Here is a 19,124-nt window from a genome sequence, read left to right on the forward strand (position 1 = left end):
AATAAACAAGACGAGCATTGCATATTGAGAGTGACGAGGAAATCTCTGTTATCCGCGATCTATCCTCGACTCCATTAATGACCAGCACATGACAATGCGACGCTTTTTTTATGACGCCTTAGCCGCAGTAGACCTGACTGATAACGTCGTTTTTGTCCGCCAGGAAGTTAAGACGGTGCAGATTAAAGTCCATCGTGACCGCGCTGTTCCAGCGAATGGCCCGCACCGGCGTCTCCAGACGCAGGCTGCTGGCGGCGCTAATCGGCTTGCCGACGTAGCTCTGATACTGCGAAGCGCCGCAGGTGTCGCTTGCCGCATCCGCGTCTGCTGCGGTGTTATCAGGTTTATTCGCTGACTGACAGGCGGTTAAGGCGAGCATGCCCAGCGCCAGCAGCGCTTTTCCATAATATTTCACGCTTTCTCCTCATGAACGTGGTGAACTCGCCCCAGAGAGTAGCAAAGGCGTGCGCCAGGCTTAACCCTCAGGCGCTAAAAAGATGGCCGCGAATAGCCTGTTTACGACGTTGCGCGCCGAACTTTTCAGATAAATCGCACTTACGGAACAAAACCTCTCCGCTGGAGCGCTAAAATTATTAAGACTTTTCTGAGGAGGATCGTATGGAACTGGCAATTTTCGTGGGCTTTGCCGTTCTGATGACCGCCGTGGCGGTCAAAGTGCGTTAAGCCCGAATTGGTTGAGATGTGGTTTCCAGAAGCGCAGTAAAGTCCGCCAGCGGCACGGGGCGTCCCAAAAAGTAGCCCTGCCCCTCTTCGCAGGAGAGCCGTTTTAGCTGGTCAAGCTGCGCTTCTGTCTCAATCCCTTCCGCCGTAATCGTCAGCGCAAAAGCGTGCGCCAGCGCGATAATGCCCGCTACCACCGACTCCGCCTGCTGTGACTCTGGAAAATCCTTCATCCAGGAGCGATCGATCTTCAGGCCGTTAAACGGAAAGGTCTTCAGATAACCCAGTGCCGCATAGCCGGTGCCGAAATCGTCTACCGTTAGCCTGACGCCGAGCGCGCGCAGCCCCTGCATCACTTCCAGCGCCTGCTGCGGATGCTCGAACGTTACGTTTTCCGTGATCTCCAGCTCCAGCCGTGTGGCGGGCAGCCCGCTGCTCGCCAGCGCGCGCGCGACGCGCTGCACCAAATCGTTGGTGCGAAACTCTACCGGCGAGATATTGACCGACACATAGCGATCCGCGCCCCAGCCGCGGGCGTCGCGGCAGGCGCGCGCCAGCACCCAGTCGCTGATGGCGACGATCAGGCCGTTCTCTTCCGCCAGCGGAATAAAGCGATCGGGCGTAATCGGCGGCCCCTCCTCGGGCTGCCAGCGAATCAGCGCCTCTGCTCCCGCCAGCCTGCCGCTTTGCAGCTGATAGCGCGGCTGATAATGCAGGCAAAACTCGTCGTTGAGCAACGCCTGCTCGATACGTTTCGCCATCTCGCGCTTATGCTCGCGCTGGCTGGCCATATTATTGGCGTACCAGACCCAGCGGTTGCGCCCCACGGCGCGCGCTTCGTTCAGGGCGATATCCGCCATGCGCAGCAGCGCCTCGGGGTGGCTGGCGTCCTGCGGCGCGCAGGCGATGCCGATGCTGGCGGTGAGATAGTGCGCGTGCTGGCCGGTATAGATCGGCTGCTGCACCTCTTGCAGCAGCCGGGCGCAGCGGTGCGCCACCACTTCGGCGTCGCCCTCCTGCAGCACCAGCACGAACTCGTCGCCGCCCAGTCGCGCCGCCAGCTCGTGCGCGTCGACGCCGCGCTGCAGCCGCTGCGCCAGCTGATTCAGCACCTGATCGCCCGCCGCGTGCCCCCAGTTATCATTTAGCGGCCTGAACTGGTCGAGATCGAGGCTGACGATTGTCAGCGGCGACGCCAGCTGCGGCGGCTCCAGATGGCGCGTCAGGAATTCCTGCAGCTGAATGCGGTTGGCGAGTCCGGTCAGCGCGTCGTGGCGCGACAGAAACTGAATGCGCGCCTCCGCCTCCATTCCCTGAGTAATATCCGACACCGTGCCACGAAAGCCGGCGCGACGCCCCTCGTGCCAGATGGTTTTCGCCACCAGATGGCCAATGCGGCGTTCGCCCTGCGCGCTCATAAACTGGCAGCGCAGCGGCGCGGAGGAGCCGCTATCTTCCTGACGCATCAGCCAGGCCACCAGCGAGTGGCTGGAGTGCGTCAGCAGACGATCGATATGCTCGCCCGTCCAGTCGGCAATCTGGTGGCCTGTCAGGCGATGGAAGCGGGAAGAGAGATAGATCAGCCGTCCGTGCTCATCGGTTTCCCAGATCCAGTCTGAAGCCGCTTCAGCCAGATCGCGGAAGCGCGCTTCGCTGTTGGCCAGCTCCTGCTGACTCTGGGTCAGCATGGCGAAACGGCGATCGGATAGCAGGGCGTGATGCAGCGCGTGGCGGCTGACGCGGCGCGTAATCCAGCCGGTGAGCAGCGCCACCGCCGCCAGGATCGGCAGCAGCAGCATCAGCAGGCGCGTGCCCGGCATTTTCGGCTGCCAGCGCAGCGCCATGCTCCCGCCGTCTATCGCCTCCAGCGCCATGGTCGGGCGCTGACGCGCGTCGTTGTCCGCCGCGCCGCGTGGCGCAAGGACGTCAAGCATTTTGCCCAGCGCCTCTAATTTGGCCGGCGTGAACAGATTGACGAAGACGAGCACCGAGGGAGCGCCCGGCCGCTCAGAGAGACCCGCCGCTTTGCCCCTTGAGATGGGCGCCGCCACGACAATGGCAGGTTGTTGCTCAATCACGACGTTGCGCGCCAGCGCCGCGTTCTGCAGCCCGCGCGCGTCGCGCAGCAGCGACGCGCTGTGCGCGCCGAGCCAGGCCTCCAGCGGTAGATCGGCGAGTTTTCCGTTAATCACCGCGTAGCGCGTGCGGCCCGCATTATCCACCACGAACACCCCTTCGTAGTGATACTCGTTGTAGAGATCCGGCCCGATATTCTCCTCATCCCACGCCCAGCGTTTGTTTAGCGTCAGATGCAGGTTGCGCCACGCCTCGCTCCAGAAGGCGTAGTCGCGCACGTCAGTCAGCATCGTCTCCTGCCGGGCGTCCCACGCCTGGCGCAGCCGCTGGCGATCGTGATCCGTCGCGTCGCGGTTCTGCCGCTGGGCGATGACGAGCACCATCAGCACGACGAGCAGCAGCACGCCGGAGAGCAGCAGCGAAAAGATGCGCAGGCTGCGGCGCGTGCTGCGCAGAGTGCGATCTTCAGCCGCCGGCGCAGAGCGGCGCGACGGCGATTCCGGTGTGTCAAAAGTCATCAAGGGCGCTCACAGCAAAGCGATAAAAGAGGCTCGGGCAACAGCGCGTCAGCAGCTGACGTCGCAGGCCCAAACAGGTTTAATCGGTTATCGGCGCGCGGCGTCGCGGTTTTAGCCTGAGGCGGCAATTTACTGCGTTAAGTTTGTACGCGCGCCTCCCTCGACAGGGATCGGGCGCGTTGCTACTATGCGCTTTCCTCCAGTGGCTGGGTTGCCTATGAACACCAATCCCGACAGAGTGACGTTGACGCTGTTCTACGTCGGCAGCTTTGTGGTCTATTACCTCGTGACGATGCTGATTACGCTGTTTCCCAACTACGGCGTGCTGCGTAACGACGGTCTTCTGGTGCCGGTGCTCTGCCTGTTTGAATTCGCCGTGATCTATCCGCTTTACCGCTTTTATTGCCAGCGCCGCAGCGATCTGCCGCTGGGCGAGCTGCGCATTCGTCAGACGCTGCTGTTTATCCTGGCGCTGTTGGCGCTGATGGCGGCCCAGACGCAGTTTTTGCAGCCTGAAGGCTGGCTGGTAGAGCAGGCGCAGCAGGGCCGCAATTCGATGCTGATCCTGCTGCTGACCGCCGTGCTGCTGGCGCCGGTGTTCGAAGAGGTGCTGTTTCGCGGCTTTCTGCTGCAGGGATTTCTGCTGTGGGCGCCGCGCAGCCGCTTCGCCTGCATGCTGCTGACGTCGCTGCTGTTCGCGGCGATGCATACTCAGTACGTGCACTGGGAAACCCTGGTGGCGCTGACGCTCTTTTCCCTGCTGCTCTGCTATGCGCGCCTGCGCAGCAACAGCCTGGCCTTGCCGATTTTCCTGCATACCTTCAACAACCTTGTCGCCCTGCTGCCCGCCTGGTTTTTCTCCTGAGACGCAATACCGCTCAGGCTGATAATGCCGCGCCGTCACGTTTGTCTATACTGGATCGTAAAAAAGGAATCTAAGCATCACAGTCCGTACCAACGAGACCGTGTAAAGGAGTCGAGCCATGTTGATTGGATTTGTGTTGTTAGTGAGCGCCTGTGGCCATGATGCCTGCGATGCCCTGCCGGTGTCGGAGCGCATTTACCCGACCAAAGCAGCCTGTGAAACCATGGCGGATCGCATTCATAAAGTGCGGCCTGGCGTGGTCCTGCTGTGCGGCGAAGTGCATCGTTAATTAAGGCCGCTGAAGGATGTGAGGAAAAAAGAAGCGGTTTAAACGTTGCAGCCTGCGGCAACAGCGTTCAAAATATAAGCTGTTTTAACCTATTATCGTTGTGATCCCCATGAAAACACCACGCCCCCGTCGTCCGACTGGACGCTGGGTTTATTACATTTTGTATGACGGCATTATCTGGCCCTGCCCGGTGCGCTGGGAGTGGGAAAGCGGCTTCGGCGGCTGGCTGCCGTTTTACTATTCGCCGACCTTCGAGTTCGTCGCCGGCGATCCCGGCAAGGCGTATCGCATCGCCCGCAGCGACGTGCGCGCTAAGCGGCGCGAGCAGGAAGAGCGTGAGTATGTGTGACGCAGCTCAGCGGGAGACCCAGGGCAGCCAGGATGAGGTCAACAGAAAGTGAATCAGCTCCAGCGCCAGCACGATCATCACTAATACGCCCAGCTTGTGGCGGCAAATCCACGCCTTCAGGCCCATATCATCGCCGCCCAGCGGATCAGCATCAACGCGCCGCAAATACAGAGCAGCACCAGCACCATTTTCCAGTGTCTTTTTGCCGGCAGATATTTCGCCACGCTTCTCCTCCTTCCGCAGAAAGAAAAGATGCGCCCCAGGGCGCATCCATTGCGGTTCATCAGAACCCGTGTCAGCCAGCATAGCGCGGTCGCCGATTGAGGGCGACCTGCTGGATCAATTATTCAGGGTATAATCGAGGGTGATCTCGGCGTTCAGCACCTGCGAGACCGGACAGCCCGCCTTCGCCTTCTGAATGATTTCGTCAAACGCCGCGCTGTCGATGCCCGGCAGGCTGATGGTGCTGTTCAGCGCCACTTTGGTGATGGCGAAGCCTTCGCCTTTTTTATCCAGCGAGACGTCAGCAGTGGTGTCGATGCTCTGCGGCTTATGGCCGGCATTGCCCAGCATCAGCGACAGCGCCATGGAGAAACAGGCGGCGTGCGCCGCGCCGATCAGCTCTTCCGGGTTGGTGCCCTTCTCGCCTTCGAAGCGGGTATTGAAACCGTAAGGCGTCTGGCTCAGCACGCCGCTTTCGGTGCTGATGGTGCCTTTGCCTTTGATATCGCCTTCCCAGTGCGCCGATCCTTTCTTGTGAATAGTCATTTCATTCCTCCTGTTGATGAAGAGTGAGTAAGTATAGACAAGCCTCAGCTAACGGCACGCGGACGCGGCGCGACGGCTGCATTAGTGAGCGCCGCGCCGGCATCCACCAACGCATCGCGCGTGATCTCGGCGATCGATTTCGCGCCGGTCAGGGTCATCGCCACGCGCATCTCTTTTTCCACCAGCGAAAGCAGGTTTTCCACGCCGCGCTGGCCGTGCGTCGCCAGCGCATAAAGCCAGGCGCGCCCCAGCAGCACGCTGTCGGCGCCCAGCGCAATCATGCGCACCACATCCAGCCCGTTGCGAATGCCGCTGTCGGCAAGGATAGTGATATCGCCTTTCACCGCATCGGCGATAGCGGGCAGCGCGCGCGCCGAGGAGAGCACGCCGTCCAGCTGGCGGCCGCCGTGGTTCGACACCACGATGCCGTCCGCGCCGAAACGCACCGCATCGCGCGCGTCTTCAGGATCGAGGATCCCTTTGATCACCATCGGGCCGTCCCAGAATTCACGGATCCACTCCAGATCGCGCCAGGAAATAGAGGGATCGAAGTTGTTCGCCAGCCAGCCGATATAATCCTCCAGTCCTGTCGGTTTGCCGAGATAAGTCGAAATATTGCCGAGATCGTGCGGACGGCCGTGCAGGCCGACGTCCCACGCCCACTGCGGATGCGTCGCCGCCTGCCAGTAGCGGCGCAGCGCGGCGTGCTGCCCGCTCATGCCGGAGTGCGCATCGCGATAGCGCGCGCCGGGCGTCGGCATATCCACGGTAAACACCAGCGTCGAGCAGCCGGCTGCTTTGGCGCGCTCCAGCGCGTTGCGCATAAAGCCGCGGTCGCGCAGCACGTAGAGCTGGAACCACATCGGACGGTTGATGGCGGGCGCCACCTCTTCGATCGGACAGACCGAGACCGTCGACAGGGTAAAAGGGATGCCTTTCAGCGCCGCGGCGCGCGCCGCCTGCACCTCGCCGCGACGCGCGTACATGCCGCAAAGCCCGACCGGCGCCAGCGCCACCGGCATCGCCAGGGTTTCGTTAAACAGGCGGGTCTCCAGGCTTAGATCGGACATATTTTTCAGCACGCGCTGGCGCAGCGCCACGTCGGCCAAATCCTCGACGTTGCGCTGCAGCGTGCGCTCGTTATAGGCGCCACCGTCGATGTAGTGGAAAAGAAACGGCGGCAGAATACGCTGCGCGGCGGCGCGATAATCGGAAGCGGCAGAGATAATCACAGGTCAGTTTCCTTAGGGTTAAAGAGCGTCATTGCCTGGCAGACGCGTGATGCGCGCCTGGCGCGCTTCGTCTTCATGCAGGCTTTTCAGGGTGGCGTGGACAAAGCCGAGATGATCCATCGCCGCCCGGCGCGCCGTCTCGGCCTCACCGGCGAGGATGGCGTCGAGCAGGCGCTGATGCTGTTCGGTGAGGCGGGCGAAAATCGGCGGCTGGCTGTACATGCGCTGTCGGCTTTGCAGCACCGAGGATTGCAGCAGCGCAAAGAAACCGCGCATGGTCTGCAGCAGCACTACATTGTGCGACGCTTCGGCGATAGCGAGGTGAAAGCGCACGTCGGCCTGCGCGGCGAGGTCGGGATCGTCGCTCTCTTTCAGCTTCAGCGTGGCGTCGAAGGCGAGCCGCAGCCGCTCCTTATCCGCCTCGGTGGCGCGCTGCGCCGCATACCAGGCGGTGCTCGCCTCGATGGCATGGCGCGCTTCGAGAATGTCGTAGCGATAGTCGGGATCGTCCTGCAGCAGTGCGCGCACTGGCGCGACGATGCGCTGTTCCGCCCAAGGCGCCAGCTGCTGACGCAGCCAGGTGCCGCCGCCGCGACGGCTGATCAGCAGGCCGCTGCTGATCAACTGTTGCAGCGCTTCGCGCAGCGACGATCGCGACACGCCCAGCTCAGCGGCAAGCTGGCGTTCCGCGGGCAGCCTCATGCCTGGCTCCAGCTTTTGCTGCTCGATATAGCGGCGCAGCCGCACCACAAGATGCTCTGCGGCCGTCGATGTCGATTCACTCATGGCGTTATTCCAAAACGGCGCGCCCTTTTTGGTCGGACCAACGGCGCGCTGCGCGACAATAAGAGTTCAAATGGTTAATCTTTTGTTAACCTGAGACAACCTTTACGGCGCGATTTTTCCGCTTCTGTGACTGATGTTAAAAAGCAGGCTTGAATTGGTAGGACCAACAGGGCGAATCGAGAAAAAGAGAGAGGCATAAAAAAAGCCTCCGGCTGGAGGCTTGGTTCAACTGAGACGATGACGTCAGGCGCTCTTCGCCCATTTCTGGGCCGTCATCATTTCCATCGCCAGCGCAAACAGCTGCTGCTGGTTCTGTTCCGCGCTTTCGGCGTAGCAGCCGATCATTGAGACAACCTTGTCAGCAGATAAGCTTTCACCGTGGACATGCAGCGTAAGCACTGCGCGGCCAACGATTTTCAGCACTTCTTCATGTGATCCCTGGGCAATATTACTCAATGGAGAACCCTCAAACTGTCGTTGTAATAGAAGTATGGCGCGCTAAATATAAAGCAATTGCGGTGATTATTTTATCGGCTGCACAGGTGACTTTATTTAATGATTAATTCTTTTGCTGGAGTGTAAAAAAGGGAATCATCTGATACCAAAAGAAATTAATTTTCTTATTCGCGCAGTTATAAAGTTTTCACTGGCCTTGAAACGCCACACGATATGCACAAACAGACTGACGCCGGGTAAAAGCATTAGAAGATAACATCCATTCTCACCGATCTTCGGGTTATTCCTAAACGCCCGTCGGGCGAAGCTATCATGCAGGTAACCCTTTTCGCAGGTTGCCGCGCGACGCACATTCTGCCAGACTTGCCGCGCTATTTTTCGACCACCTTTTGCCGCCGAGGCCGCCCGTGACCGCATTTACTACCCTTACCGATCTTCCCGCCAGCCAGATCGCCAATCTGGCCGACATGGGCTACACCGAGATGACCCCTGTTCAGGCCGCCACGCTGCCCGCTATCCTGGCGCGACGCGACGTGCGGGCGCAGGCCAAAACCGGCAGCGGCAAAACGGCGGCGTTCGGCATCGGCCTGCTGCAGCATATCGACAGCAGCCGCTACGTTACTCAGGCGCTGGTGCTCTGCCCAACGCGCGAGCTGGCTGATCAGGTCAGCAACGTGCTGCGTCAGCTGGCGCGCTTTACCCGCAATATTAAGATCCTCACCCTGTGCGGCGGCCAGCCCATCAGCGCGCAGCGCGACTCGCTGGCGCACGCGCCTCACATCGTGGTCGGCACGCCGGGGCGTATTCTCGATCACCTGAAACGCGAGACGCTAAAGCTCGATCAGCTCGACACGCTGGTGCTCGACGAGGCGGATCGCATGCTGGAGATGGGGTTCCGCGACGATATGGAAGCGGTGGCGGCGCTTACGCCCGCCAGCCGCCAGACGCTGCTCTTCTCCGCCACCTGGCCCGAGAGCATCGCCTCGCTCAGCGCGCGCTTTCAGCGCGACGCGCTGCATGTCGCCACTGAAGAGGTGAGCGAGCTGCCTGCGATCGAACAGGAATTTATCGAAGCGAGCCCGAGCGAAAAGCTGCCGCTGCTGCAGGCGCTGCTGGCGCAGCGTCAGCCAGCCTCGTGCGTGGTGTTCTGCAATACCAAACGCGAGTGCGACGATATCGCCGCCGCGCTCAACCAGCAGAACATCAGCGCGCTGGCGCTGCATGGCGATCTGGAGCAGCGCGATCGCGAACGCGTGCTGATCCGCTTCGCCAACGGCAGCGGACGCGTATTAGTGGCGACCGACGTGGCGGCGCGCGGCCTGGATATTAAAGCGCTGGCGATGGTGGTGAACTATCAGCTGGCGTGGGATCCCGAGGTGCATGTGCACCGCATCGGCCGCACCGGGCGCGCCGGCGAACAGGGCAGCGCGGTAAGCTTTGTCGCGGCGGACGAAATGGCGCGCGCCCACGCGCTGGAAGATTTCCTCCAGCAGCCGCTTCGCTGGCTGGCGGCAAGCGCGTTGAAAAAAGGCGCGCGCCAGCCGCTTCCGGCTGACATGATGACGCTCTGCATCGACGGCGGCCGTAAAGCGAAAATCCGTCCGGGAGATATTCTCGGCGCGCTGACCGGCGATGCGGGCTTCCGCGCCGACCAGATCGGCAAAATCGATATTACCCCTACTCACGCCTATGTCGCCGTGGCGGCGAGCGAAGCCAAAGCGGCGCTGGTCAAACTAAAGCAGGGAAAAATGAAGGGTAAGAGCGTGCGGGCGATTCTGCTGCAGGACTAGGCGTTACGCTGAAACGGCGCGGGGCGTTAACCCGCCCGCGCCGAATATCATGACACTGAAACGCCGTTCTGGCGCTTATGGCTCGTCGATCTGCGTAACGTGCAGCACCGTTTTCTCGCCTTTGCCGTGTACGCGGCCGCTGACGCGCACCTGCTCGTCCGCTTTATAGGTTTTGCCGTCGAAGGTTTTCTCCGGCGCGATAATGGTGATGGTGCCGGTGCTGTCGCGGAACTGGTAGTTATCGCCCTGCAGCTTCTTCAGAATATAGCCTTCAAGCGTGACGTAACCGTCCTGACGAAAATCGCGGATCTGGTTGATGTGGGTCTGGCCGGTATCCTCTGAACCTTTATAACCTGCATCCTGTTTTTTCTGCGGCGGCGGCGTCGCGCCCGCTTCAAAACCGCCCTTCTCAGCCAGCGCTGGCAGACTCAAAACGGCCAACAGCGTAAACGTCATGACTTTTTTCATGGTGCGCTCCTTTAGTGAAATTTTTCCGTTGTTACCCTCTAAGCCTGGCACAAGAATCGCTAACTGCCCGCGCGATCAAATTTGCGCGCTCGCCTCTCACTTTTTAGCCAACCGTGCCGATAACGCTCTTATCATTCACTTTCGCCGCGTCACAGGCGGCAGCAAGGCAGAGCAACGATGGATAATTTTCAAAAAGAGATAGATGAAAGAGCGAATCTGGCGTTATCGAACCGCTTTGAACTGCTGCTGTTCCGTCTCGGCACCGATCAGGCCAAAGGTAAATCGGAGCTGTTCGGCATTAACGTCTTCAAGCTGCGCGAAATTGTGCCGATGCAGCCGATTACCCGCGCGGCCGGCATGCGCTCGCCGCTGCTGGGCATGACCAATATTCGCGGCCAGTTTATCCCGGTAATCGATCTGCCGGCGGTAGCGGGCTGCACGCCGGAAACCGGCCTGAACCTGCTGCTGGTCACCGAGTATGCGCGCAACACCCAGGCCTTCGCCGTGGAGTCGGTAGATAACATCGTGCGCCTCGACTGGAGCCAGGTGCATACCGCCGAGAAAGGGATTGGCGGCCGCAATATCACCAGCATCGCCTGCCTCGACGATGAAAAGGGCAGCAACAGCCTGGCGATGGTGCTCGACGTCGAGCAGATCCTCTATGACGTTATCCCTTCGGTGCGCGGCGTCGAGCCGGCGCCGGAAAACGTGCGCAACTTTAATCTTAAGCCGGGCGCGGTCGCCATCGTGGCGGAAGATTCGAAAGTGGCGCGTCAACTGCTGGAGCAGGGTCTGAAAAGCATGGGCATTCCCGCGCTGATGCACAACACCGGGCTTGAAGCCTGGCTGAAGATTAAAGAGATGAACGAAGCGGCGCAGGCGGCGGGCGAGTCGATCCACGACAAAATCGCGCTGGTGCTGACCGACCTCGAAATGCCGGAGATGGACGGCTTTACCCTGACGCGCAATATCAAGCGCGAAGAGTCGCTGAAGCGCATTCCGGTGGTGATCCACTCCTCGCTCTCCGGCAGCGCTAACGAAGATCACGTGCGCAAAGTCGGCGCCGACGGCTACGTCGCCAAATTTGAAATCAACGAACTTTCCACCGTGATCCACAGCGTGCTGGAAAAAGCGCCCTGATGCGCACTCAACACGCGACGCTACGTCGCGTGTTCCCTTTCTGCTGCCCTCTCCTCGCCTCTCCTGCCGCTTTCTCCTTCTCGCCTTGCTGCCCTGCCCGTCTACGCGCTGACCGCCGTTATTCAACTGCTTAGCCAGGTTAATCTGATCGCACATCGCCGCTGGAGCGCCGCCTTTGCGGCTTATGGTTGCGGTTCAACGCCCCCTTTACGCCGTTCAGGCGGGCAGAAACCGCCTGGAAAAAATTAAAGTCAAAACAAAAACATCCGATAACCTGTGCGCCAGCTCTCATTTTTAACCGCTATTGGGCGGCCTGGGCTGGTCACGCACAGGCGTTAAAAAACTTAACTATTGCAGCAGCAACATTCGATGTAATCGCGGGAGAACAGAGATGTGGAGTTTAAAAAATATGAAGGTCGGCGCCCGGCTTGGCGTCGCCTTCGGCATTGTAGTGGTGCTGATGGTGATCATCGGCGTCACTACCGTCAGCAAAATTCAAAGCATTAACAGCGGCATTTCCGCTATCGTCGACGACCGCTACGTCAAAGTGCGCCTCGCCTTCGACGTGCGCGACGGCGTAAACGATCAGATTAAATACCTGCGCGGCCTGGTGATCGACACCGCGCATCCCGACCGAAATCTCAAGCGTTACGGCCAGCTGGATGAAGCGACCCAGCGCACCAATACCGCGATGAACCGCATTGCCGCCATTCAGGTCACCGCCGTTGGCAAAAAGAAAATTCAGGGACTGATCGAGGCGGGCCAGCAGTTTGAAAGCGCGAAAGGCGCGCTGATCGCGCTGGTCAAAGCCGGCGATTTTGAAGGTGCGGGCGTTTACGCGCTAAAAACCATGACGCCCAGTCAGAACGCCTTTCTTGAGGGCGCGGAGAAATTCGCCAACTCGCAGGATTCGCAGCTGCGCAATGAAGGTCAAACCATCGTCAGCGCCGCCAGCACGGCAATTATGATTACGCTGGTGTGCGCCGCGCTGGCGATCCTCGCCTCAATCATGCTGGGCATCTACCTGACCCGCTCCATTGTGCGTCCGTTGACCGAAGCGGTCGGCGTCGCCGAACGCGTCGCCGCTGGCGATCTGAGCTCGAAAATCACCATCGACAGCCGCGACGAAACCGGCGTGCTGATGCGCGCGCTGCAGCAGATGAACGACAACCTGCTGAGCATTGTGACCGAAGTGCGCACCGGCTCCGACACCATCGCCGTCGCTTCGAATCAAATCTCCAGCGGCAACCTCGATCTCTCCACCCGCACCGAGCAGCAGGCCAGCTCGCTGGAGGAGACCGCTTCGGCGATGGAGCAGATGACCTCTACCGTGAAGCACAATGCCGACAACGCGCGCGAAGCCAACCAGCTGGTGGCGAGCACCTCAGCGGTCGCGCGCGAAGGCGGCGTGGTGATGGAACAGGTGATTGAGAAGATGGAGGCGATTGCGCTCTCGTCGAAGAAAATCGTCGATATCATCAGCGTCATCGATTCCATCGCCTTCCAGACCAACATCCTGTCGCTCAACGCCGCCGTCGAAGCGGCACGTGCGGGCGAACAGGGACGCGGATTTGCGGTGGTGGCGAGCGAGGTGCGCAATCTGGCGCAGCGCTCGGCGTCAGCGGCGAAAGAGATCAAACTGCTGATTGAAGATTCGGTGGCTAAAGTAGAGGAAGGCAGCAAGCTGGTTTCCCATGCCGGCTCAACCATCGGCGAGGTGGTCAATAGCGTGAAGAGCGTGGCCGGCATTATGAGTGAAATCACTATTGCCAGCAGCGAGCAGAGCACCGGCATCAGCGAGATCAATATGGCGATTACCCAGATGGAAGCGGTAACGCAGCAGAACGCCGCGCTGGTGCAGGAAGCCTCCGCCGCGTCGCAGGCGCTGCAGGATCAGGCAGAGCGCATGGCGCAGGCGATGAGCGTGTTTAAAACCGGCGCGCTGCGTCCGGCGCAGTAAGCTGTTCAGCATTGGGCGACCCGAAAGGGCCGCCCAATGCGATTAGCGCGAATAAACCACAGAAACGTCAAACCTGGTCGTGTGTAGCGGATGAAGCACATCCATTAAAATGCACGCGCCTTATACAGGGCGTAAAGGCAGTAGTAAGCCGCAAAGCTGTTGAAATTCATAATAATATATTTCAGCTTTTCATTGCGGTTCAGCAGAATAAAAATCCCTTTCGAATATTTGCCGCGCTTGATCTCGTTAATTTCGCGCGAGATTTCATTGTGCGTAAAGGAGTCGTGGTACATCGACGTCACAATCTGCATATCCAGCGCCAGCACCCGTTTCGACACCCCTTTAAGGAAGTAGTCGAGATCGCGATGCGTATATTTATTCATAATGGTGTCGTAAAGCCCGGTCAGAAACTGCTTGCGCTCCTTGAGCTCGTTGTACTGCACGCGCTTTTTTGACAGCGAATCCATCACGTTTTCATAGTGATAGGCGGCGCTGTCAATCACCAGACAGTTGCTGATATTGTAGAAATATTTGAGATTGAACAGCAGATCCTCGCTCATGGAGATGCCCTCGAGGAAATAGAGATTGTTCACCTCAATCACCCGTCGGCTGTAGCACTTGTTGTGCAGATAGCCGATATTGTCGCTCATCTCCAGCTCGCCCAGTAGATAAGGCATCTCCTGCGCCGCAAAATAGCCATATTTGCGAATGCTGCCGATACGGTCGTCCACGAGGTTGCCGACAATTAAATCCACCGGCCGGCCGTGGCTGTTATCCAGCGACTGCTGAAAGCTGGCGAGGAAAGACTCTTCCACCCAGTCGTCAGCGTCGAGGAAAATAATAAAATCCCCTTGCGCCTGCTTCAGCGCGCGATTGCGCGCCGCGCTGACGCCGCCGTTCGGCTGATTGATAACGCGGATCGTCGGCTGATAGCTAAACTCCTCCAGCAGCGCGGCGGTGCCGTCGGTGCTGCCGTCATTAACCACGATCACTTCATAATCATCGCAGGTTTGCTGCAGCACACTGATCAAGGTTCTTCTCAATGTTTTTTGCGCATTCCACGCGGGAATAATAATGCTGAACTTTGGTGCTGGAATCATTTTTCATTCCTCTTAACTATCTGAGGGTCTTGGCGTCGTTTAATAAAAACCATATTTTTTTGGGACTGAAAAAAGAGCGATGAATAGTGAACATCGGTTGAGCGGCAAAAAAGTAATTCAGCAGCGTAAAGGAGAGCAGCTCGGTCAAAATTACGCTAAAGGCAGCGCCGGTTAGCCCATAGAGCGGCACCAGCACGGCGGAAGAAACCAGGCAAATCAGCAGTACGAAGAAGGTTTTTTTCACCAGGTAGGCGTAGCCGTTGTACTTGATAATAAAGCGGTCCATGACGCTACTCAGCAGGCCGAACATCGCGCCCAGGCAGAGCCAGACCGTGGGCGCGACCGCATCCTGGTAGGCCGGGCCGTAAAAGTAGTGAATAAAGGGCGGCGCCAGCAGCGCGACGGCGGCAATGACCAGCGCCGAAACGCCGACCACCAGCAGATGCAGCTGCTGAATTTTGACGATGGCGCGTTTAGGATCGCGCTCCGAGAAAAAGGCCGGATAGAAAGACGCCAGCAGCGCATTGGGCAAAAAGACCCAGGCGCCGGAGAGGGTTAAGGCTACGGAAAATACGCCCGCCTCTTTTACGCCGAGAAAATAGCTGACGCTGAACTGGTTGAGGCGCGTATAGAGCGCCACGGCGATTACCGAGAAGATCAGCGTGCCGCCGGAGGCCAGCATGTAGCGCGAATAGGCTTTCAGCTGTTTACGGCTGGGCCTGTGCAGCGCGCCTTCGTAGCGGCGGAACAGCGCCAGCTTAATTACGAAGGGAATAAAGGTCGCCAGTACGATCGGCAGCGCCAGCCAGGCGGGGTCGAGCCCCCAGCTGGAGATAACGAAGCGTATTGTCAAACTGATGGTTAAGCCGATAACGTTAGCGATAACGTTCAGCTTCGCATTCAGCATCGCCTCGTTAAAGACGTTTACCAGATCGATGGCGGAAAAGAGGCAGGCGATGGCCGCAGCGACAATAAAGATCTGCGCCTGCGAGCTCATCTCTTCGTGCATGATCACCATCCCGACCGACGCCAGCGCCAGGTAGAGCGTGACGATCAGCACCGAGGCGGAGATCATCAGCCTGATACCGGACGCTTTATTCTGCGACAGCCGTTTCAGCAGGATGACATCGCTGCCCATATAGGCCACGGTCTGCAAAAACTGAAACACCAGCAGCGAAATAGAGATAATGCCGAAGGTGGTCGGGCCGACATATTTCGCCACAAAAGAGGTGACGAAAATCAGGCCGAACACCGCAATGATCTTTTCGGCGATCATCCACATCGAGTTCTTCAGTTTATCTTTCATGGTTATCCTTCGCGCCCCACGTTTTGCGCCAGCTTACGCAGTTGCGAAACCAGGCGCGGCGAGCAGAAAAAGAGCGTGAAGTAGAGACTCCAGCCGTTAACGATGACGCCGGAAGAGAGATAGGCTTTAAAGGCTTTGCGATAGCGCCGAATATGGTCGTTGATAAAGGCGGCGTTAAATTCGCCGGAGGCGATGGCCTTATATAAATAGGCTGAAGAGACTTTTAGCAGCAGAAAATAGAAAAACTTATCGTTGCTGCGCGACAGCAGCCGCTGCATTTCGCTAAATGAACGGGCGAAGGAGAAATGCTTTTCGCGCACCGACGAGCGCGTCGCCGAGTTCTCTGACTCAACGTAGTGATAAATCACGCTGTTGATGCAGATGACCCGCTGCGTGCTGAGCAGGCTGAGATACTGCATCACAAACAGCAGATCCTCGAAATTGGCGATCTGTTCGTTAAAGCGCAGCTGATGCGCGCGGATCAGCTCGCCGTTAAAGAGTTTGTCGCAGATGCCGTGGCGCGGATGGAAATAGAGCAGATCGTTGACCGCGTCGCTGGCGCTGAGTACGCGCTGCGCCTCCGGCAGAAAGGCGCGCGCAATCGGCTGCCCCTGCGGCGTAAAGTGCTGCGACTCGCCGACAATCAGGCCGACTTTGTCATTCATCAGCGCCAGACAGAGGCTCAACGCGTCGGCGGGCAGAAAATCATCCGCATCGACGAAGCGCAAATAGGTGCCGCGCGAGGCGGCAATGCCGGCGTTGCGCGCCGACGAAACGCCGGCATTGCGCTGGGTGATAATGCGCACCTGAGGATGGTCGCTCCAGCTCTCCAGTATCAGCGGGGAACTGTCGGTCGAACCGTCGTCCACCAGAATCAGCTCGACGCGCGGCGCCCGCTGCGCCAGCACGCTTTCAACGCAGCGAATAATCGAGTTTTCGGCATTATAGACCGGCACAATTACGCTAATTAACGGGTTGTTAAGCGTCACCATAGATCCTCTGGAAAAGTTTTTACCTCCGCGCTAAAAAGCGCGGCAATAACCGCAATAAAGTTTTAGTGCCGGGCTCACGTTAGCGTTTTTGTTTTTATCCCGGATAAGTGTTGTGCGACTACAGAAAAAATCAGGATTGAATGAGGAGATATTACGTGGCGCTTTTATTGCGTCAATGGGGCGAGCGCTAAACCGGAATTTCCGCACAGATGCTCTGCTTATCCATCAGAATTAATGGATAAGCGGGCATTACGCTTATCTGTGATTGCTCTCGCTTCTTCGAACCGAAACCATTAAAAGGCGAAAAAAAGTCGAATAAAAACCGTGCTTCAACGGCGCCAGCAAACGCTTATCCATTAGGAATTATCCTGGTAGGAAAAAATAAAAAGTGCAGTGCTTTCATGGCATCGCAAAATTAAGCATGCAATCCTGTTAATCGGGCTTAATAATTTTTATTTCTCGAAAGCGTCGTTATTTATCAGCGGTCAATTATGCTCTCTTAAGGATAATAACAATATACATTTAAAGCATAGCGCCAGGTTAAACAACGCTGATGTGAAAAAAACAGGGAAAAAGCGGGGAAAAATTAAGGCGGTTAACGTGACGCAGGTCGCGTAAATTTTGCCGGTCGGACTAAGAATTGAGCGAGGCGTCAGGGCAGAGGAAAACAAGGCGCTGGCGCCGCGCATTGCGTGAAGGGCTGGCTTTCTCCCTTCACGCAAGGGGTTAAAGCGCATTCAGCGCGTTCATGACCGCATCCGGCATGCTGGGCCTGCCGTTGCTGAGACAGGTGCAGACGAAGGTCGCTTCGGCACAGGTGACGCCATCGACTCTGATCTGCTGAACGAAGTTTACCCGGTTGCGCTTGCTATTTTTCTCCAGCGCGCAGGTCACCTCCAGGCGGTCGCCCTTTTGCAGGCTTTTACGGAAGCGCAGCGAATATTCCAGCACCATATAGAGGCGTCCCTGTTTGAACTCCTCTTCGATGTCGATGCCCAGCGCTTCGCGCATGTAGGCATGCCGTGTCCATTCCATATAAAACGGATAATAGAGGCCGTCGACGATGCCCTGGAAATCGATATGCTTTTCATCAACATCATAATGCTTTGCAAACATGTCCGTATCCTGCAGTAGTGAGTAGATTAACCGTATGATTTTGCTAATCTAACCTGGCCGGTCGCGGATGCCTTGCTTTTTTTGTGCTGCGGCAAGGGAAAAAAGCCAGGCGTTTCGCCTGGCACAGCATCAGTTCAGGTGCGTTTTCAGCCCATCGGCCGCCTGGCGCAGCGCAGTACGCACCGCCGGCACGTCGCTCAGCCCGTTCAGCAAGCCGTAGTCGTGGATCAGACCGTTGTAGCGCGTTACCGTGACGTCGACGCCTGCCGCGTCCAGCTTGCGGCCAAAGGCCTCGCCTTCGTCGCGCAGCACGTCAAGCTCGGCGGTCTGGATTAAGGTAGGCGGCAGCCCCTGCAGCTGTTCGCGGGTCGCACGCAGCGGCGACGCCAGAATATTGTTACGGTCGCCTGCTTTGGTGGTGTAGTTATCCCAGAACCATTTCATCATATTGCGCGTCAGGAAATAGCCCTTCTGGAACTGCTGATAGGAGCCAGTATCGAAGCGCGCGTCGGTCACCGGCCACAGCATCACCTCATAGCGAATCGCCGGAGCATGCTGCTGCTTCGCCTGCAGCGCCACCGCCGCCACCATGTTGCCGCCGACGCTGTTGCCCGCCAGCGCCAGGCGCTTGCCGTCTACGCCAATCTCGGCGCCGTGCTCTGCTACCCAGCGGGTAGCGGCGTAGGCCTGATTGATCGCGACGGGAAAGTGCGCTTCCGGCGACGGCGTGTAGTTAACGAAGACCGCAGCGGCACCTGACTCAACTACCAGGTCGCGCACCAGGCGTTCATGGGTCTGAAAATCCCCTAACACCCAGCCGCCGCCGTGAAAGAACATAAACACCGGCAGCGTGCCCTGCGCCCCTTTGGGCTTAACGATATTCAGTTTTAAAGGCTGGCCGTTCACCTCAATGGTTTTTTCCGTAACCTCGGCCTCAGGCAGCGTCGCCCCCTTTTGCGCGCCGATCAGCACCTCGCGCGCCGCCTGCGGCGAGAGCTGCTCAATCGGTTTGCCGCCGCTGCTGTTCAGCGCGTTCAAAAAAGTCTGTACGTGGCGCTCCGGCTGCGGCGCGTCGGCGAAGCTGTTGGCGGACGCGGCGGCCAGCGCCAGCGCTAAGACGGTATGTTTAATGGTCATCAGGTGACTCCTTGAATTGTTTCGCTATTAAATCGCACGCTATTTAAATGCACCGCCTTCGCGACGGCGCATTCGGAATGAGCCGAATATATATA

At 58.4% G+C, this 19,124-nt stretch carries 19 protein-coding genes; 6 read left to right on the top strand and 13 right to left on the bottom strand.

The annotated features are described in order from the left end of the window. Positions 1-118 precede the first annotated feature (118 nt). Together PVE98_RS15400 and PVE98_RS15405 are read right to left on the bottom strand one after the other, a co-directional pair. Positions 119-415 carry an I78 family peptidase inhibitor gene (locus PVE98_RS15400; RefSeq protein WP_096072669.1) on the bottom strand — a complete coding sequence of 99 codons (297 nt, stop codon included), beginning with the start codon at positions 413-415 and terminating at the stop codon, positions 119-121. Positions 416-680: 265 nt separating this feature from the next. Beyond that, positions 681-3,275, bottom strand: a complete 2,595-nt coding sequence (locus tag PVE98_RS15405) for an EAL domain-containing protein (RefSeq protein WP_096072668.1) — start codon at positions 3,273-3,275, stop codon at positions 681-683. 217 nt (positions 3,276-3,492) lie between these two features. Between PVE98_RS15405 and PVE98_RS15410 the strand changes: the two genes are divergently transcribed. The 3 genes from PVE98_RS15410 (at position 3,493) to PVE98_RS15420 (ending at position 4,778) form a co-directional block, all read left to right on the top strand. Next, positions 3,493-4,140, top strand: coding sequence for a CPBP family intramembrane glutamic endopeptidase (locus PVE98_RS15410; RefSeq protein ID WP_096072667.1), 648 nt, complete (start codon positions 3,493-3,495; stop codon positions 4,138-4,140). Positions 4,141-4,258: 118 nt separating this feature from the next. Further along, entirely contained in the window at positions 4,259-4,429 is a 171-nt protein-coding gene (locus PVE98_RS15415; protein WP_094078501.1) for a hypothetical protein, read from the top strand. 109 nt (positions 4,430-4,538) lie between these two features. Next, positions 4,539-4,778: a hypothetical protein gene (locus tag PVE98_RS15420; RefSeq protein ID WP_033752778.1), complete on the top strand. Its 240-nt coding sequence runs from the start codon at positions 4,539-4,541 to the stop codon at positions 4,776-4,778. Positions 4,779-4,894: 116 nt separating this feature from the next. Here the strand turns inward: PVE98_RS15420 and yniD are convergent, their stop codons facing one another. The 5 genes from yniD to PVE98_RS15445 all read right to left on the bottom strand — a co-directional run bounded on the left by yniD (position 4,895) and on the right by PVE98_RS15445 (position 8,020). Then, positions 4,895-5,002, bottom strand: a complete 108-nt coding sequence (yniD, locus tag PVE98_RS15425) for a small membrane protein YniD (protein WP_096072666.1) — start codon at positions 5,000-5,002, stop codon at positions 4,895-4,897. Positions 5,003-5,117: 115 nt separating this feature from the next. Further along, positions 5,118-5,546: an OsmC family protein gene (locus PVE98_RS15430; RefSeq protein ID WP_033752779.1), complete on the bottom strand. Its 429-nt coding sequence runs from the start codon at positions 5,544-5,546 to the stop codon at positions 5,118-5,120. Positions 5,547-5,590: 44 nt separating this feature from the next. Next, on the bottom strand, positions 5,591-6,778 hold the full coding sequence (gene lldD / locus PVE98_RS15435) for an FMN-dependent L-lactate dehydrogenase LldD (protein WP_048786465.1): 1,188 nt from the start codon (positions 6,776-6,778) through the stop codon (positions 5,591-5,593). A gap of 18 nt (positions 6,779-6,796) precedes the next feature. After that, complete coding sequence (gene lldR / locus PVE98_RS15440; protein ID WP_096072665.1) at positions 6,797-7,564, bottom strand: transcriptional regulator LldR; 768 nt, start codon at positions 7,562-7,564, stop codon at positions 6,797-6,799. Positions 7,565-7,807: 243 nt separating this feature from the next. After that, a complete protein-coding gene (locus PVE98_RS15445; RefSeq protein WP_033752782.1) occupies positions 7,808-8,020 on the bottom strand; it encodes a hypothetical protein in 213 nt (70 codons plus the stop codon). Between the two features lie 407 nt (positions 8,021-8,427). On the opposite strand from PVE98_RS15445, the gene dbpA reads away from it, so the two are divergent. Further along, a complete protein-coding gene (gene dbpA, locus PVE98_RS15450) occupies positions 8,428-9,810 on the top strand; it encodes an ATP-dependent RNA helicase DbpA (RefSeq protein WP_096072664.1) in 1,383 nt (460 codons plus the stop codon). Between the two features lie 75 nt (positions 9,811-9,885). Here dbpA and PVE98_RS15455 read toward each other — a convergent pair whose 3' ends face one another. Beyond that, positions 9,886-10,278, bottom strand: coding sequence for a YgiW/YdeI family stress tolerance OB fold protein (locus PVE98_RS15455; protein WP_033752784.1), 393 nt, complete (start codon positions 10,276-10,278; stop codon positions 9,886-9,888). 177 nt (positions 10,279-10,455) lie between these two features. Between PVE98_RS15455 and PVE98_RS15460 the strand changes: the two genes are divergently transcribed. Together PVE98_RS15460 and PVE98_RS15465 are read left to right on the top strand one after the other, a co-directional pair. Beyond that, entirely contained in the window at positions 10,456-11,418 is a 963-nt protein-coding gene (locus PVE98_RS15460) for a chemotaxis protein (protein WP_033752785.1), read from the top strand. A gap of 391 nt (positions 11,419-11,809) precedes the next feature. After that, complete coding sequence (locus tag PVE98_RS15465; RefSeq protein ID WP_096072663.1) at positions 11,810-13,378, top strand: methyl-accepting chemotaxis protein; 1,569 nt, start codon at positions 11,810-11,812, stop codon at positions 13,376-13,378. Between the two features lie 104 nt (positions 13,379-13,482). Here the strand turns inward: PVE98_RS15465 and PVE98_RS15470 are convergent, their stop codons facing one another. From PVE98_RS15470 to PVE98_RS15490, 5 genes are all read right to left on the bottom strand, one after another. After that, on the bottom strand, positions 13,483-14,409 hold the full coding sequence (locus PVE98_RS15470; protein WP_235213010.1) for a glycosyltransferase family 2 protein: 927 nt from the start codon (positions 14,407-14,409) through the stop codon (positions 13,483-13,485). Positions 14,410-14,494: 85 nt separating this feature from the next. Further along, positions 14,495-15,784: an oligosaccharide flippase family protein gene (locus tag PVE98_RS15475; protein WP_096072662.1), complete on the bottom strand. Its 1,290-nt coding sequence runs from the start codon at positions 15,782-15,784 to the stop codon at positions 14,495-14,497. Between the two features lie 2 nt (positions 15,785-15,786). After that, positions 15,787-16,776, bottom strand: coding sequence for a glycosyltransferase (locus tag PVE98_RS15480; RefSeq protein WP_096072661.1), 990 nt, complete (start codon positions 16,774-16,776; stop codon positions 15,787-15,789). Positions 16,777-17,502: 726 nt separating this feature from the next. Further along, positions 17,503-17,892, bottom strand: a complete 390-nt coding sequence (locus PVE98_RS15485) for a thioesterase family protein (RefSeq protein WP_033752790.1) — start codon at positions 17,890-17,892, stop codon at positions 17,503-17,505. 129 nt (positions 17,893-18,021) lie between these two features. After that, on the bottom strand, positions 18,022-19,029 hold the full coding sequence (locus PVE98_RS15490) for an alpha/beta hydrolase (protein ID WP_096072660.1): 1,008 nt from the start codon (positions 19,027-19,029) through the stop codon (positions 18,022-18,024). Positions 19,030-19,124: the final 95 nt, after the last annotated feature.

It is taken from the genome of Pantoea sp. GABEPS69 (assembly GCF_045780835.1).
GTDB lineage: Bacteria > Pseudomonadota > Gammaproteobacteria > Enterobacterales > Enterobacteriaceae > Pantoea > Pantoea septica.

Coding starts and splice junctions, on each gene's coding strand:
- PVE98_RS15405 (WP_096072668.1), bottom strand. CDS start 3,275: ATGACTTTTGACACACCGGAATCGCCGTCGCGCCGCTCTGCGCCGGCG.
- PVE98_RS15410 (WP_096072667.1), top strand. CDS start 3,493: ATGAACACCAATCCCGACAGAGTGACGTTGACGCTGTTCTACGTCGGC.
- PVE98_RS15415 (WP_094078501.1), top strand. CDS start 4,259: ATGTTGATTGGATTTGTGTTGTTAGTGAGCGCCTGTGGCCATGATGCC.
- PVE98_RS15420 (WP_033752778.1), top strand. CDS start 4,539: ATGAAAACACCACGCCCCCGTCGTCCGACTGGACGCTGGGTTTATTAC.
- PVE98_RS15430 (WP_033752779.1), bottom strand. CDS start 5,546: ATGACTATTCACAAGAAAGGATCGGCGCACTGGGAAGGCGATATCAAA.
- lldR (WP_096072665.1), bottom strand. CDS start 7,564: ATGAGTGAATCGACATCGACGGCCGCAGAGCATCTTGTGGTGCGGCTG.
- PVE98_RS15455 (WP_033752784.1), bottom strand. CDS start 10,278: ATGAAAAAAGTCATGACGTTTACGCTGTTGGCCGTTTTGAGTCTGCCA.
- PVE98_RS15460 (WP_033752785.1), top strand. CDS start 10,456: ATGGATAATTTTCAAAAAGAGATAGATGAAAGAGCGAATCTGGCGTTA.
- PVE98_RS15465 (WP_096072663.1), top strand. CDS start 11,810: ATGTGGAGTTTAAAAAATATGAAGGTCGGCGCCCGGCTTGGCGTCGCC.
- PVE98_RS15475 (WP_096072662.1), bottom strand. CDS start 15,784: ATGAAAGATAAACTGAAGAACTCGATGTGGATGATCGCCGAAAAGATC.
- PVE98_RS15480 (WP_096072661.1), bottom strand. CDS start 16,776: ATGGTGACGCTTAACAACCCGTTAATTAGCGTAATTGTGCCGGTCTAT.
- PVE98_RS15485 (WP_033752790.1), bottom strand. CDS start 17,892: ATGTTTGCAAAGCATTATGATGTTGATGAAAAGCATATCGATTTCCAG.
- PVE98_RS15490 (WP_096072660.1), bottom strand. CDS start 19,029: ATGACCATTAAACATACCGTCTTAGCGCTGGCGCTGGCCGCCGCGTCC.